General features: G+C 70.4%; 15 protein-coding genes. 3 read left to right on the top strand and 12 right to left on the bottom strand.

Annotated features, from left to right (window positions below):
- Complete coding sequence (locus tag ACEN9Q_RS08055; protein ID WP_495627972.1) at positions 1–1158, bottom strand: GGDEF domain-containing protein; 1158 nt, start codon at positions 1156–1158, stop codon at positions 1–3.
- A 236-nt stretch (positions 1159–1394) separates the two neighbouring features.
- Here ACEN9Q_RS08055 and ACEN9Q_RS08050 point away from each other — a divergent pair, with 236 nt between their 5' ends.
- The 3 genes from ACEN9Q_RS08050 (at position 1395) to ACEN9Q_RS08040 (ending at position 3521) form a co-directional block, all read left to right on the top strand.
- Positions 1395–2702, top strand: coding sequence for a cytochrome C (locus ACEN9Q_RS08050; RefSeq protein ID WP_495627971.1), 1308 nt, complete (start codon positions 1395–1397; stop codon positions 2700–2702).
- Between the two features lie 28 nt (positions 2703–2730).
- Positions 2731–3018: a high-potential iron-sulfur protein gene (locus tag ACEN9Q_RS08045; RefSeq protein ID WP_056442378.1), complete on the top strand. Its 288-nt coding sequence runs from the start codon at positions 2731–2733 to the stop codon at positions 3016–3018.
- A 101-nt stretch (positions 3019–3119) separates the two neighbouring features.
- Entirely contained in the window at positions 3120–3521 is a 402-nt protein-coding gene (locus tag ACEN9Q_RS08040; RefSeq protein WP_495627970.1) for a hypothetical protein, read from the top strand.
- Between the two features lie 15 nt (positions 3522–3536).
- Here the strand turns inward: ACEN9Q_RS08040 and ACEN9Q_RS08035 are convergent, their stop codons facing one another.
- The 11 genes from ACEN9Q_RS08035 to ACEN9Q_RS07985 are packed head-to-tail and all read right to left on the bottom strand — an operon-like array spanning position 3537 to position 14620.
- Positions 3537–3863 carry a cytochrome C oxidase subunit IV family protein gene (locus tag ACEN9Q_RS08035; protein WP_229412709.1) on the bottom strand — a complete coding sequence of 109 codons (327 nt, stop codon included), beginning with the start codon at positions 3861–3863 and terminating at the stop codon, positions 3537–3539.
- Between the two features lies 1 nt (position 3864).
- A complete protein-coding gene (locus ACEN9Q_RS08030; protein ID WP_495627969.1) occupies positions 3865–4548 on the bottom strand; it encodes a cytochrome c oxidase subunit 3 in 684 nt (227 codons plus the stop codon).
- Positions 4545–6191 carry a cytochrome c oxidase subunit I gene (ctaD, locus tag ACEN9Q_RS08025; protein WP_495627968.1) on the bottom strand — a complete coding sequence of 549 codons (1647 nt, stop codon included), beginning with the start codon at positions 6189–6191 and terminating at the stop codon, positions 4545–4547. Before ctaD ends, ACEN9Q_RS08030 begins: the two co-directional genes overlap by 4 nt.
- The gene (gene coxB, locus ACEN9Q_RS08020) at positions 6166–7116 is read right to left on the bottom strand and encodes a cytochrome c oxidase subunit II (protein WP_495627967.1); all 951 of its coding nucleotides are present in this window, start codon (positions 7114–7116) and stop codon (positions 6166–6168) included. Before coxB ends, ctaD begins: the two co-directional genes overlap by 26 nt.
- Entirely contained in the window at positions 7113–7889 is a 777-nt protein-coding gene (locus ACEN9Q_RS08015) for an SCO family protein (protein WP_495627966.1), read from the bottom strand. The genes coxB and ACEN9Q_RS08015 overlap by 4 nt, the downstream gene beginning before the upstream one ends.
- The gene (locus tag ACEN9Q_RS08010; protein WP_495627965.1) at positions 7886–8281 is read right to left on the bottom strand and encodes a hypothetical protein; all 396 of its coding nucleotides are present in this window, start codon (positions 8279–8281) and stop codon (positions 7886–7888) included. Before ACEN9Q_RS08010 ends, ACEN9Q_RS08015 begins: the two co-directional genes overlap by 4 nt.
- On the bottom strand, positions 8274–9311 hold the full coding sequence (locus ACEN9Q_RS08005; RefSeq protein WP_495627964.1) for a hypothetical protein: 1038 nt from the start codon (positions 9309–9311) through the stop codon (positions 8274–8276). Before ACEN9Q_RS08005 ends, ACEN9Q_RS08010 begins: the two co-directional genes overlap by 8 nt.
- Positions 9308–9907 carry a c-type cytochrome gene (locus ACEN9Q_RS08000; protein WP_495627963.1) on the bottom strand — a complete coding sequence of 200 codons (600 nt, stop codon included), beginning with the start codon at positions 9905–9907 and terminating at the stop codon, positions 9308–9310. The genes ACEN9Q_RS08005 and ACEN9Q_RS08000 overlap by 4 nt, the downstream gene beginning before the upstream one ends.
- Positions 9904–10440: a DUF3341 domain-containing protein gene (locus ACEN9Q_RS07995; protein WP_495627962.1), complete on the bottom strand. Its 537-nt coding sequence runs from the start codon at positions 10438–10440 to the stop codon at positions 9904–9906. Before ACEN9Q_RS07995 ends, ACEN9Q_RS08000 begins: the two co-directional genes overlap by 4 nt.
- The gene (gene nrfD, locus ACEN9Q_RS07990; RefSeq protein ID WP_495627961.1) at positions 10437–11834 is read right to left on the bottom strand and encodes an NrfD/PsrC family molybdoenzyme membrane anchor subunit; all 1398 of its coding nucleotides are present in this window, start codon (positions 11832–11834) and stop codon (positions 10437–10439) included. The genes ACEN9Q_RS07995 and nrfD overlap by 4 nt, the downstream gene beginning before the upstream one ends.
- Positions 11831–14620, bottom strand: coding sequence for a 4Fe-4S dicluster domain-containing protein (locus ACEN9Q_RS07985; RefSeq protein ID WP_495627960.1), 2790 nt, complete (start codon positions 14618–14620; stop codon positions 11831–11833). Before ACEN9Q_RS07985 ends, nrfD begins: the two co-directional genes overlap by 4 nt.
- Position 14621 lies beyond the last annotated feature (1 nt).

The raw sequence follows: 14621 nt of genomic DNA, 5'->3' as shown, positions 1-14621 counted from the left end.
TCACCGTCCCGCCACCGTGCCGCGCACGGTGTTGCGCCCGCCCCGCTTGGCCGCGTACAGCTGGGCGTCGGCGGCGCCGATCAACGCTTCGGAGGTCGACGGCGGCGCCGCTGCCTGCGCCGGCACGGCCGCGATGCCGAAGCTGGCCGTCGCCGTGATCGAAGCGGCGGGCGCCGCGGTGCCGGCGAACGCCAGCCGGATGCGTTCGGCCAGCACCTGCGCGCCGGCCAGGTCCGTCTGCGGGACCACGAGCAGGAATTCCTCGCCGCCGTAACGGATCACGCTGTCGACCGCGTCGCGCGTCATCGTCAGCAGCAGGCCGGCGAAATCGGCCAGCACCCGGTCGCCCGCCGCGTGGCCGTACGTGTCGTTGATGCGCTTGAAGTGGTCGATGTCGCACAGGATCACGGACAGCGGCGTGCCATAGCGGCGGGCGCGTTCGAGTTCGGCGTCCAGCAAGCCTTTCTGCAGGATGCGGCGGTTGTAGCAGCCCGTCAGCGGATCGCGGTCCGCCAGTTGCTCCAGCAGGACGGCCGCGCGGAACTGCGCGCGCTGCGCGACGTTGAAGCGCCGCGCCGCGATCCAGCCGAGGGCATTGCCCATGACGAGCAGCAGCACGAGGGTCAGCACGTCGTCCGCCCGCAGGTGGCCCTGGACGCACAGCAGCGCCGCGAATACGACGCTGGAGCCGACGCCGATCGCCACGGCATACAGGAAGCGGTTCGGGAAGTTGACGTACACCGCCATCAGGATCAACGCCTGCGACATCGTGTTCCACGCCAGCGCTTCCGGCTGGCACCAGCACACCACCATGAACACGGCGAGCGCGGCGACGAGCAGCGTGCAGGCGGCCCCGATCGACACGGACACCGACCCGGGCCGGCGCGCGATGGCGACACAGCCGCCCAGTGCGACGAGCGCCACGGCGGCGCGCAACCCGACCAGCGCCCAGGCGGCGGGCGTGAAGCCCATCAGGGCGACATCGGTCGCGCCGAACGCGACGTAGAACACGGCCGCGAACACCAGGCTCGCCTTGAGCTGGGCATTGCGCTCGGGCAGGCAATGGCGGAGGAAGCGTTCCTCGCTGTCCCGGTCCGCGAACTCGGCGCGCCGGCGGTCGATGGACAGGCGGGGACTGGATGGATCTCGGGACGACACGGGGGCTTTCGGCAATACGGGGATTGGAACGGGATACGCTGCCGGATGGCACGCAATGCCGGACAGTCGGGGATGGCTCGCACGGGAATGGAGGGGCGGCACGGCTGCCGGCGCAACCTCGTATTTTAACCCATAATAATTTCCAAGTGGAAATTTAAGTTACACACAGGGCGCGGCCGGAACCAATCGCTGAGCGGCCGATCATACCGACGTCAACGTCCTGCGGGTGCATAGTCATGAGACTGTTTGCGAACGTGCCGTGGCGAACGATCGTCGCCGTCATCCTCGCCTGTTGCGTCGTCCCGGCCCGCGCCGTCCCGAGTTTCGCGCGCCAGACCGGGTTCGACTGTTTCACCTGCCACGTCAGCTGGCCCGAACTGACGCCCACCGGCCGCCTGTTCAAGCTGAACGGCTATACGCTGGGGCCGCGGCTGACGTTCCCGGTCGCCGGCATGGTCCAGTTGTCGCATGCCGCCACGCACACCGGCGGCGTCGACTTCAAGCAGAATTTTCCCGAGGACCGCGAGACGGTGCTGCAGCAGGCCAGCCTCTTCTTCAACGGCAAGCTGAGCGACCACGTGGGGATCTTTTCACAGCTGACCTACGACGGCGTCGAGCACCACACCAGCATCGACAACGTCGACCTGCGCTACGCCAACCGCGTCGACGTCGCGGGGCACAGCCTCCTCTACGGCTTCACCCTGCACAACAATCCACAGGTGCAGGACGTCTACAACACGGTGAGCACCTGGGGCTTTCCGTTCGCCTCGTCGCCGGCCGCCAACGCACCCGCCGCCGCGCCGCTGATCGAAAACCTGGGCCAGCAGGTGGCCGGCATGGGCGCCTACGTCTTATGGCGCAATACGTTCTACGCCGAACTCACGGCCTACCGCACCGGCAACCACCTGTTCTCCCCGCTGCGGCTCGGCGTCGAACGGGATACCGCCGCCTCCCTCGACGGCTACAACCCGTACTGGCGCTTCGCGCTGCAGCACGACTGGGACGGCGGCAGGTATTCGGCGATGATCGGCACCTTCGGCCTGGTCGCGGACGTCTTCCCCGACAACAAGCTCCTGACCGGCCCGACCGACCGCTTCCGCGACGTCGGCGTCGACGCGCAATGCCAGTACGTCACCGACCGGCACCGCTTTTCCGGACAGCTCAGTTACGTGCGCGAACGGGTGTCCTGGAACCCCGGCGCGCAGACGAGCAACGGCACGGACGAACTGCACGCGCTCCGCGCCAAGGCCGGCTACTACTTCGACAGGAAGTTCGGCATCAACGTGGCGCGCTTCCGCGTCGACGGCACGGCCGACAGCGGGCTGTACGACACCGGCGACGCGGTCACGGGCAGTGCCAACGGCAGCCCCGACAGCGACGGCTACATCGCCGAATTCAACTACCTGCCGCGCCGCGACATCCGCCTGACGCTCCAGTTCACGCGCTACGGCAAGTTCAACGGCGCCAGGCGCGACTACGACGGCGCCGGCCGCAACGCCGCCGACAACGACACCGTCTATCTGCTGGGCTGGTTCATGTTCTGACCCCCCGGCCACTCGCAGGAACACGATCATGAACGACCACGAATCGACGCGCCGCCGCCTGCTGGCGCGCACCGCCGCACTGCCGATCCTGCTCGCGCTGCCGCTGCGGTCCGTGCCCGCGTCGGCCGGGACGGGCACGGGGAGCAAGGAGGATTTTCACTACCAGGAACATCCCAACGAGGGAAAGCGTTGCGCCGATTGCGCTCAGTTCATTCCGGCGGCAAAGGGACAGGCGGGCGCCTGCCGGATCGTCGCCGGCGCGATCAGCGCGGACGGTTGGTGCATGGCGTTCACGCCCAGGCAGGATCGTTCCTGACGGCACCCGGCGGGGCGGGGTCGTTACAATTGACGCATTATTTCCCGTCACCGACCGGTAAACTGGCATGTCTTGATGAACAGGCTACACGGAAGGACCCGATGTTATCGAAGGAACAGGCACATGCCATCGCCGATGCGTTGCTCGACGAGGCCCGCGCCGCCAGGCCGCGTCTCTATCGTCCGGCAAGCACACCTGTTCACTGGCTGTATCGTTGCCGGGCCTTGCGCTCCGTGCCGGTGGTATTGCAGGCGGAGGTCGTCCGGCAAGCGAAAAAAGAAACCATGTTCAATCCGTGGTTCGATATCCTGGCCCTGATCTCCATCCTGGCGCCATGGGTGATGTGGGCGATCAAGCCGACGGTCCTCGGCAAATCGGGCTTCGGCACGCCGATCGTGGCGCTCTCCCCGCTGTTGATCCTGACCGTCCAGACCATGCTCATCCGGCGCGCCATCAAAATGATTGCGAGTCAACTTGGGGAGTCGGTGACGGCGGCCGCATGACGCCGGCGGCGCCCCTCACCCACTCCCGAACCGCGGCGCCACCGTCGCCGGCTGCTGCCACGGCGCCTTGAGTTCGGCGCGCGTCGTGTAATCCGTCAACGACAGGCCGAACAGCAGCACGAGCGTCACGGCCCCGGCGACGGCGGCGAGCCGCAGCAGCGCGGGCGCGCGCCTGAGGCGCATGAACACGATGGCCACCAGCAGCGCCTTGGTGAGCGCGATCGCGAGGCTGATCGCGGTGTTCAGCCAGCCCAGGCGCAGCAGCGCGCAGGCCGCCGTCGTGGCCAGCAGCGCCATCAACGCGATCCAGGTGAGCACGAGCGGGCGGGTCGCCTTGTCCACGTCAGCCTCCCGAGCGCGCCGTCAGGTACAGCAACGGGTACAGGAAGATCCACACCACGTCGACGAAGTGCCAGTACAGGCCGGTGAGTTCGACCGCCTCGTTGCCCGGTCCGCGCGGCGGCGCATGGCGCAGCACCAGCATCAGCCACACGCAGGCCGACACGCCGATCAGCAGGTGCAGCGCGTGCAGGCCGGTGGCCGCGAAGTACAGCAGGAAGAACAGCTCGATGCCGTGGACGGTGGCCGGATCGGTCGCATCGTCGGGCCGGAAGCCGATGCCCGGGAACAGGTGCTCGCCGAATTCCTGGTGCCATTCATAGCCCTTGATGGCGAGGAAGACGACGCCGAGCAGCGCCGTCAGCGCCAGCAGGCGCGCGGCGCGGCGGCGGCCGCGCATGTCCTTCCCATGTTGCGCGGCGTGGCCGGCAAGCGCCATGCAGAAGCTGCTGGTCAGCAGCACGGCCGTGTTGACGGTCCCCAGCAGCATGTCGGTGTGGCGGCTGGCCATGCCCGTCGCCTGCGGATAATGCATGCGCAGATACAGGTAGCCGAACAGCAGCGGGCCGAAGAACAGCAGCTCGCTGGACAGGAACACCCACATGCCGAACGAGCGCGCGAAATCCTGCTGCGCGTGGCTGCCGAACTGCGGTTCGAGCGGCGGCAACGAGGTCTCGTGCGCGCTCATGGCGACTCCGGCGTGTAGGCGTAGGGCTCGCGCACGACGACGGGCGGCGTCGCGAAATTGTGTTCGGGCGGCGGCGAGTCCGTCTGCCATTCGAGGCCCGTGGCGCGCCACGGATTCGCCGGCGCCCGCGCGCCGAAGCGCAGCGACCACGCGAGGTAACCGAGCGGCATGAGGTAGCCGACGGCCAGGGTCACGGCGCCGGCCGACGACAGCACGTGCAGCAGCTGGAATTCCGGCGGATACGTGTGATAGCGGCGCGGCATGCCGGCATAGCCCAGCAGGTATTGCGGGAAGAACGTCAGGTTGAAGCCGGCGAAGATGATCAGCGCCGCGACCTTGCCCCACGTCTCGGAATACATCCGTCCCGTGACCTTCGGCCACCAGAAGTGGATGCCGCCCAGGTAGGCCATCACCGAACCGCCCACCATGATGTAGTGGAAGTGGGCGACGACGAAATACGTGTCGGACAGGTGCACGTCCAGCGCGAGCGCCGCGAGGAACAGGCCCGTCAGGCCGCCGATCGTGAACAGGCCGACGAAGCCGAGCGCGTACAGCATCGGCGCCGAAAACACGATGCTGCCCTTGTACAGCGTGGCCGTCCAGTTGAACACCTTGATCGCGGACGGAATGGCGACGAGGAAGGACAGCAGCGAAAACACCAGCCCCGCATACATCGACTGGCCGCTGACGAACATGTGGTGGCCCCACACGAGGAAGCCGATGACGGCGATGGCGAGGATCGCATACGTCATGAAGCGGTAGCCGAACACCGGGCGGCGCGCGAAGCACGGGATGATCTCGCTGGCGACGCCCATCGCCGGCAGCACCATGATGTACACGGCCGGATGCGAATAGAACCAGAACAGGTGCTGGAACAGCAGCGGGTCGCCGCCGAGCGCGGGGTCGAAGATCCCGACCTGGAACAGCCGCTCGATGGCGACCAGCACGAGCGTCATCGCCAGCACGGGCGTGGCCAGCACGAGGATCAGCGACGTCGCGTAGTTCGCCCACACGAACAGCGGCAGGCGGAACCACGACAGGCCCGACGCGCGCAGCGTGTGCACGCTGACGATGAAGTTCAGGCCCGTGAGGATCGACGAGAACCCGAGCACCAGCACCCCGGACAGCGCCGCCACCACGTGCGAGTTCGAGAACATCGACGAGAACGGCGTGTAGAACGTCCACCCCGTGTCGACGCCGCCCGCCAGCAGCGCCCACAGCACGATCGCGCCGCCCAGCATGTACAGATACCAGCTGGCGAGGTTCAGCCGCGGGAAGGCGAGGTCGCGCGCGCCGATCATCAGCGGCATCAGGAAATTCCCGAGCACCGCCGGGATCGACGGGATCAGGAACAGCCACACCATGATGATGCCGTGCGCCGTGAACAGCTTGTTGTACGTGTCGTCGCTGACGAGGTCTCCCGCCGGCGTCGCCAGTTCGAGCCGGATCAGCGCGGCCGCCACGCCGCCGAGGAAGAAGAAGAACGTGATCGAGATCGCGTACAGGACGGCGATGCGCTTGTGGTCGCGCGTCGTGAGCCAGTCGGTCAGCCGGTAGCCCCCCTCGAGGTAGCTCGGCGCGTGCCGCGCGTGCGGCGGCGATCCCTCGTCGACGACGCTAGCGTCGTTCTGTGCGCTGGTCATGCGCGCTCTCCCTGATGTATTCGATGATGGCCAGGATGTCCTCCTCGCCGACCTGTCCCGCGAACGACGGCATGATCGGCGCGTAGCCCGCGACGACGTCCTTGCCCGGCACCAGGATCGAGTCGCGCACGTACGGTTCGTCGGCCGTCAGCTCGCGCCCGTCCGCCAGGTGCACGCGCCGGCCCAGCAGCCCGGTCAGATCGGGCGCGTGCACGCTCGACCCCGGATCGTGGCAACCGCTGCAGCCGTAGCGCCGGTACAGCTCGTGGCCGCGCGCCGCCATGCCGGGCTGGCGCGGGCCCGCCTCCAGCCACTGGGCGAATGCGGCCGGCTGCATGACGACGACCCGCCCCAGCATCATCGCGTGCTCCGTGCCGCAGTACTCCGCGCAGTACAGCCGGTACTCGCCGGTGCGGCTCGGCGTGAAGACGATGGACGTGTAGCGGCCCGGGACGACGTCCTGCTTGACGCGGAAATCCGGCACGAAGAAGCTGTGGATCACGTCCTGCGACGTCATGGTCAGGCGCACGGGCCGGCCCAGCGGCACGTGCAGCTGGCCGATCTCGCGCCGGCCGTTCTTGTGTTCGGCCTCCCACATCCACTGCTTGGCCACGACGAACACGGGCATCGCATTGGCCGGCGCCTGGTACAGCTTGATGTAGTCGACGGCGCCCCACGCATAGATGCCGAGGAACAGGAGCAGCGGGATCACGGTCCACGCGATCTCCACCGGCAGGCCCTTCTTGGGCACGTGGGTGCGGTCGGCCTTCGAGCCGGCCCGGTAGCGGATCGAGAAACCGATCATCAGCGCGAGCAGGACCAGTGCGACGGCGCCCGTCAGCAGCAGCAGGCAGAGCGCGAGGCTGTCGAGGCGCGCGGCGGAGGCGGCGGCGTCCGCCGGCAGCAGGTGGAAGTCCGTGTTCACGACCGCCCTCCCCGCCGGCGCCACAGCCAGCCGCAGAACAGCAATGGCAGGAGCAGCACGCCGGCGCGAACGGCCGCCAGCGCGCCGCCGGTGTGAAGGCCGGACGTCGGCGCGTAGTGCGCGCACAGCAGCAGCACCTGCTGGCCGAACGATGGCGCCGGTTCTTCGCGCGCGGCCGCTTTCACGGCGGCGCGCAGGGCGGCCGGATCGAAGCGCACGCCGGAGAAGCCGCGCGCGATGCGGCCGTCCGCATCCAGCACGGCGAAGCCGGCGGCGTGCGCCAGTTCGCCGGTGCGCGGATCGGGCACGGTGCGGTAGCCGAGCGCCGCCTGCAGCCGCGCAAGCGTGGCCGCATCGCCCGTCAGCAGGGTGAGGTCGGCCGCGCCGCCGGGCAGCAGGGCGGCATAGGCGCGCTTCCTCGCCGACGCCGCCGCGGCGCCGTCGCGCGGGTCGACGGACAGGCCGACGAGGCGATAGTCGCCCGCCGCCAGCCCGGACAGCGCGAGCGCCTGCAGCACGCCTTCGAACAGGGTGCTGCACAGGTTCGGACACGTGTAATAGCCGGGCACCAGCACGACGGGACGGTCGAACAGCGTGGCCAGCGGGACCTGGCGGCCCGCCTCGTCGCGCAGGACGGCGTCCAGCGGCAGCCGGGCGCCGGGCACGGGATCGAAGCGCGCGGCCGGTGGCGGCGGCAACGCCAGCGCCCCCGCGGCGGCCGGGCCGCAGGCCAGCAGCACGAAGGCGAACAGGAACGCGGCGGCGGCCTTCATCGCGCCACCTTGCCGGGAGCGAGGACGGGCGGCGTCCGGCCCGGGGTCGGCGCCGGCGCGCCGGCGGGACTGGCGGCGCCGCCGCGCGCGGCCAGCAGCCGCATCGCCTCGTCCAGCGGAATGCGCGCGATGCCGGCCTGGCGGTCGACCCAGCCGTAGCTTCCGGTGACGCGGCGCTTTTCGGCGAAATAATCGACGCGGTCCGGCTGCGGCGCCGGCTGCAGCAGCGGCGCCGCGCCCTGGAACGGATGCGCCGGCGTGTTGGCGGCCGGTCCCCATGCGCGCAGCACCAGCGCGCCGGCGGCGAGCGCGCAGGCGATGCCGCCCACGATGACGTACGCGCCGCGGCGCAGGCCGCGCAGGTCGAGGTCGTTGCCGGTGTGGTCAGGCATGCGCGCCCTCCTTTCCGTGACGGGTCAGCGCCAGCCACGCGAGCAACCCGAAGCCGCTGGCGACGAGCGGCGCGAGCCACAGCCAGTGCCGCGTCAGGTGCTGGACGGACGGCAGTACGAGCCACCAGCAGTCGAGCAGGTGCGCCGCCAGCAGCGCGCCGGCCAGCACGCCCATCAGCGCCGGCGCGGATTTCGCGTAGCGCGACAGCAGGATGCACAGCGGCCCGGCGAAGTGGCCGACGACGAGCACCCACGCCACCGCCTGCCAGCCGGGCGCGCCGCGCCGCAGATACCACGAGATTTCATGCGGCAGGTCGGCCGCCCAGATGATGAGGAATTGCACGTACGCGAGATAGGCCCACGTCAGCACGTACATCATGAGCAGGTTGCCGAGGTCGGGCAGGCGCTTGCGCGCGGCGCCGCGGTCGATCAGCACCACGGCCAGCGCGAGCCCCGTCAGCATCTGCCCGGTGCCGGCCAGCCAGCCGAACACGCTGGAATACCATTCCGGCTGCAGCGACATGATCCAGTCGACGGCCGCGAGGCTGACCGAGAAGCCGTACACGAGCAGGCAGGCCGCGGCGCGCGCCGTCGACCGGGTGCGGGCGCGGGTCTCGACGATGGCGAGGCCGCTCCACAGCAGCAGATAGACGACGCTGCGCACCGTGAAGAACACGGGGTTCAGCCACGCGTGGCGGAACGCCGCGTCCGACGCACCCGTGACGCCGTGCTGCCACGGATACAGCAGCGGCGCGCCCAGCAGCACGGGCAGGAACAGGATGCAGGCGAGCGGCAGCCAGCGGGCCGCGCGCAGCAGCGGGCTGCGGATCGTCTCGCCCCACGCGCCGCCCGTCAGCTGGTGCAGCCACACGTTGGCGAGCCCGCCCAGCAGCGCGCCCGTGACGAACCACCACGCGGCCAGGTAGCTGGCCAGCAGCGCGCGCAGGTCGAGGCGCCAGCCGGCCCACGCGGCGACGAGCGCGATGGCGGGCAGCGCCAGCGCCGGCCAGGCGAACGTGCGCGGCTTCATGGCTGGCCTCCGAGGTGGGCGCGCACGTCCGGCGGCAGCGCGGCCACCTCCGCGTGCTGGCTCAGTTGCAGCGCGCGGATGAAGGCGACGATGGCCCAGCGGTCGGCCGGTTCGACGCGGTCGCCGTAGGGCACCATCACGCCGTAGCCGTTCTTGATCACGTCGTAGATGTGGCGGTCGGGGACGTTGCGCAGCCGGTCCTGGTGATAGGTCGGCGGCGCCGGAAAGCCGCGCCGCACGACGAGGCCGTCGCCGTCGCCGGCCGGGCTGTGGCAAGGCATGCAATAGATCATGTAGCGGTCCTGGCCGCGCTTCAGCAGGGTCATGTCGACGGGGTACGGGTTCGTCTGCGCCGCCTCGGCCTCGACGTCGCGCCGCACGAGGTCGACGCCCTGGCGGCCGCCGGAACTGTCGGCGAAGGCGCCGCGGGCGCGCGGTTCCGTGCCGGCGACGGGCGGCCGCACCGACGCGCCGTCGTCGAACAGCGGGCTCGGTGCGTAGGTTTTATAGCGCGGCTGGTCGTACATGTCCTGCTTCGCGCCTTCGCAGCCGGCGAGCAGGCCGGCCGCCGTCAATGCCAGCAGCACGCGGTTCATGCCGGCACCTCGCGCAGCAGCAGCGGATGCAGTTCCGCGAGCAGGTCGCGCGCGGGGCCGGGCGCGAACACGGGGTCGCGCGCGGGCAGGCACAGGAAGAAGCGGTTGCGGCTCGCGAGCTCGAACTCCTCGACCTCGAACAGCGGGTGATACAGGCGCGGCAGGCCGTTCAGCGCCAGCATCGCGACCGTGGCCGCCAGCGCCGCGCCGAGGATCGTGATCTCGAACGTGGCCGGGATGAACGCGGGCCAGCTGTTCAGCGGCCGCCCGCCGATATTGATCGGGTAGTCGACGACGGCCGCATACCATTGCAGGAAGTAGGTGCCCGCGCCGCCGAGTATCCCGCCCAGCAGCGTGACGGGCGCGATCCAGCCCTTCTCGGCGCCGATGATCGCGTCCAGGCCCTCGACGGGGAACGGCGAATACGCCTCGACCCGGGTCCAGCCCCGCGCACGCACGTGGCGCGCGGCCGCGCACAGGGCCTCGGCGCTGGGGAATTCGGCCAGCAGGCCGTAGAGCGCGCGTTCGCTCATGCTTCCCCCTTGGCGGATTCGCGCACCAGCTCGCGCATCTCGGCGATCGAGATCGCGGGCAGGAAGCGCACGAACAGCAGGAACAGCCAGACGAACAGCGCGATGGAGCCGAACAGCGTGATCCAGTCCCAGCGCGTCGGGTAGAACATGCCCCAGGCGGACGGCAGGTAGTCGCGGTGCAGCGACGTGACGACGATGAGGAAGCGCTCCATCCACATGCCGCAGTTGATGACGAGGCTCAGCACGAACAACAGCGCGACGCTGTGGCGCACGCGCCGGAACCAGAACAGCTGCGGCACGAGCACGTTACAGGTCAGCATGGCCCAGTACACGGGGCCGTACGGGCCGGCGAAGCGGTTCAGCGTCATGTAGCGCTCGTACACGTCGCCGCTGTAGAACGCGGTGAACATCTCCGCCATGTAGCCGTAGCTCACGAGCCAGCTCGTCGCCAGCAGCACCTTGGCCGCGTTGGCCAGGTGCCGCTGCGTGATGAAATCCTGCAGGCCGAACGCGTGACGCAGCGGGATGGCGAGGGTCAGCACCATCGCGAAGCCGGAGAACAGCGCGCCGGCCACGAAGTAAGGCGGGAAGATGGTCGAGTGGTAGCCGGGCGTGTTCCCGACCGCGAAGTCGAGCGAGACGATCGTGTGCACCGACACGACCAGCGGCGTCGCGAGCCCCGCCAGCAGCAGGTACGCCCATTCGTAGCGGGCCCAGTGCCGCGCCTCGCCGCGCCAGCCCAGCGCCAGCAGGCCGTACGTGACCTGGGCGGTGCGCTCGCCGCGCTGGCCGGCGCGGTCGCGCAGGGTGGCCAGGTCGGGGATCAGGCCGACGTACCAGAACAGCAGCGACACCGTGAGATAGGTCGCGATCGCGAAGAAATCCCACACGAGCGGGCTGCGCCACTGCGGCCACACGTTCATCACGTTCGGGTAAGGCACGAGCCAGTAGAAGAACCACGGCCGCCCCAGGTGCAGGATCGGGAACAGGCCGGCGATGCCCGCCGCGAACAGCGTCATCGCCTCGGCGAAGCGGTTGATCGACGTGCGCCACTTCTGGCGCAGCAGCAGGAGGACGGCGGAGATGAACGTGCCCGCATGGCCGATCCCGATCCACCACACGAAGTTGCCGATGGCGTAGCCCCAGGCGACGGGCATGTCGACGCCCCAGATACCGATGCCCTTCACGAGCAGCCACGTGATGGCGAGCAGCAGCGCGAACACGCCGGCGGACGCGAACAGGAACGCGGTCCACCAGCGCCAGCCGAAATGGTCGGTGAGGACGATGCCCGCGATCTTGTCCGTGACGCTCGCATACCCCCAGCCGGGGCGCAGCACGGCGCTCCCCTTCGAATGCAGGCTGTCCGTGTTGGCGCGCGTGTCGGGCGTGCTCATTCCAGCTCCGGATCGGGGTTCAGCACGCGCGTGAGATAGCTCGTGCGCGGCCGCGTGTTGAGCTCTTCCAGCAGATCGTAGCCGAGATCGGACGCCTTGGCCGCGACGACGTCGCTTGCCGGGTCGTTCAGGTCGCCGAAGCGGATCGCGCGCGTCGGGCAGACGGCCTGGCAGGCGGTGACCATCTCGCCGTCGCGGATGCGGCGCCCGGCCTTTTCGGCCTCGATGCGGGCCCGCGTGATGCGCTGCAGGCAGTAGCTGCACTTTTCCATGACGCCGCGCCGGCGCACCGTCACTTCGGGGTTCTGCAGCGCCTTCAGGCTCTCGACGTTCTGGTTCGAGTATTGCAGGAAGTTGAAGCGCCGGACTTTATACGGACAATTGTTGGAGCAGAAGCGCGTGCCGATGCAGCGGTTGTAGACCTGCACGTTGAGGCCCTCGCTGTCGTGCATCGTGGCGCCGACCGGGCACACTTCCTCGCACGGCGCGTGCTCGCAATGCATGCACGGCACCGGCTGGAACAGCGTGCGCGCGCCGGCCTGGTAGCGGTCGACGCGGATCCAGTGCATGCTGCGGCCGCGCGCCACTTCTTCCTTGCCGACGACGGGGATGTTGTTCTCGGCCTGGCACGCGATCGTGCACGACGCGCAGCCGATGCAGGCGTTCAGGTCGATCGCCATGCCCCACTTGTACTCGTCGTACTCGCGCTTCGGATACATCGACCCGTGTTCTTCGTTCTCGCGCTCGCGCGGCGCGCCGCGTGCGAGTTCGCGCACGTGCACCGGCGCGCGTCCGTGCATGTCGACTTCGCGCTGGCGGAACACGAGATCGTGCGTGCGGCCGGTCGTCTCCACCGTCAGGACGGGCGGCGCGGCCAGCGCGGCGCGCGTGCGCAGGCGATACGCATCGAAGCCGACGCCCTCCCCGACGCCGCCCGCCGCGCGCCGGCCATATCCGAGCGGCAGCGTGACGACGCCCTCGGCCTGTCCGGCCACGACGAGCACGGGCGCCTCGATCGCGCGGCCCGCGACGCGCAGGCGCGCCACCATGCCGTCGGCGAGGTGCAGGCGCGCCGCCGTGGCCGGGCCGATGAGGGCCGCGTTGTCCCACGTGAGCGACGTCAGCGGGCGCGGCAACTCCTGCAGCCAGGCGTTGTTGGCGAAGGCGCCGCCGTCGACGGCGGGATCGGGTGCGAACAGGGCGACGAGCGGCGCCGCCGTCGCCGCGGCTGGCGGCACGACGGCGCGCGCGGCCGGCGGCGCGACCGGCACCGCTGCGCTGCCGTCGACGATGCCGCGGCGCAGGCTGTCGCGCCAGGCCGCGTCGCCGTCCGGCCAGGACGCCCGCACGAGCGCGTGGCCGTCGCGGGTGTCGGCGCCGGCCAGCAGCGCGAGGATCTCGTGCGCGGAGCGGCCGCCGTACAGCGGCGCGACCAGCGGCTGCACGATGCTCGCCGTGCCGTCGTGCGCGCGGGCGTCGCTCCACGCCTCGTAGCAATGCGCCATCGACAGGTGCCAGCCGGCCGCGCGCGCCGTCTCGTCGCGGTACAGGCCCAGGTGGGCGCTGAGCGGCACGCGCGCCAGCAGCGCGGAAAAATCGAGGTCGGCCGGCGCGTCGTAGGCGGGATTCGCGTCCAGCATCAACAAGGTGTCGACGCGGCCGGCGCGCATGTCGTCGGCCAGCGCGGCGATCGATTCGCCGTGGTCCAGCGGGCTGCGTTCGACGGGCTCGATGAAGGCCAGCGGACCGTCCGCGCCGCCGTTCAGGCGCCGGGTCAGCACGTACGCCAGCGCGCGGCCGGCCGGGCTCACGGCCGGACCGGCGACGACGAGGGCCCGGCCGCGGGCGCCGTCCAGCGCTTTCGCGACCGCCGCCTCCCAGCGCTCCAGCGCCGGGTCGGCGGCGCCGCCCACGTCCGGCGCGGCGCCCAGGCGCGCGGCGATGCGCCACAGCGCGGCCTCGATCTCGTGCGGCGCCCGCGCCAGGCGCGCGTCGGCGTAGGCGCCGGTCAGGGTCGGCGTCGCTTCCAGCATGTACAGGCGATTCGCGCCGGCTTGCGCGCCGAGGCGGCGCGGCGCCGTGAACGCCCGCGCGTGGGCCAGGCTGCCGGGCATGGTCCCGAACAGGTCGGCGTCCAGCGCCAGCACGACGCCCGCCCCGTCCAGCCGGTACGATGCGTCGAGGGGACGGCCGAACGCCAGTTGCGCGGCCTGCGCGGCGCCGTCGTCGTGCAGCGGGTCCCACGCATGCCAGCGCGCGTTCGGCAGGCGCTTTTGCAGGGCCGCGAGCTGGTTCGCGAGGGTCGGCGACGTGACGGTGCCGGTCAGGATACGCAGGCCGGCGCCACCGTCCCGTTCGAAGCGGGGCCGGCGCGCCTGCAGCGCGGCCTCGAACGCGCCCCACGTCGCCAACTCGTCGCCGCGGAACACGGCCTGCGAGCGGTCCGGGTCCCACAGCTGCAGGATCGACGCCTGCGCGAACACGTCGGTCGTCCCGGCGCTCACGGGATGGTCGGGATTGCCCTCGACCTTCGTCGGCCGCCCCATGTTCGATTCCACGAGCACGCCGTGCGCGAGCCCGTGGCGCACGAACGCGGTCGCGTAGAACATGGGCAGGCCCGGCACGCCCTGCTCCGGCATCGTCACGTACGGCACGATGGGCTCGGCCGGCGGCCCGCTGCAGCCGGCGCCGGCCAGCGCCGCCGATGCGGCCATCAGCTTCAGGAAACGGCGCCGCGACGGCTCGTCCTGGGCGATGGGAATGATGGGATGGTCGTGCTTCGTCATT

This window comes from Massilia sp. Masssp93, from assembly GCF_059491295.1.
The sequence above is the reverse complement of the archived record's forward strand: the minus strand, read 5'-3'. Positions and strand labels throughout refer to the sequence as shown.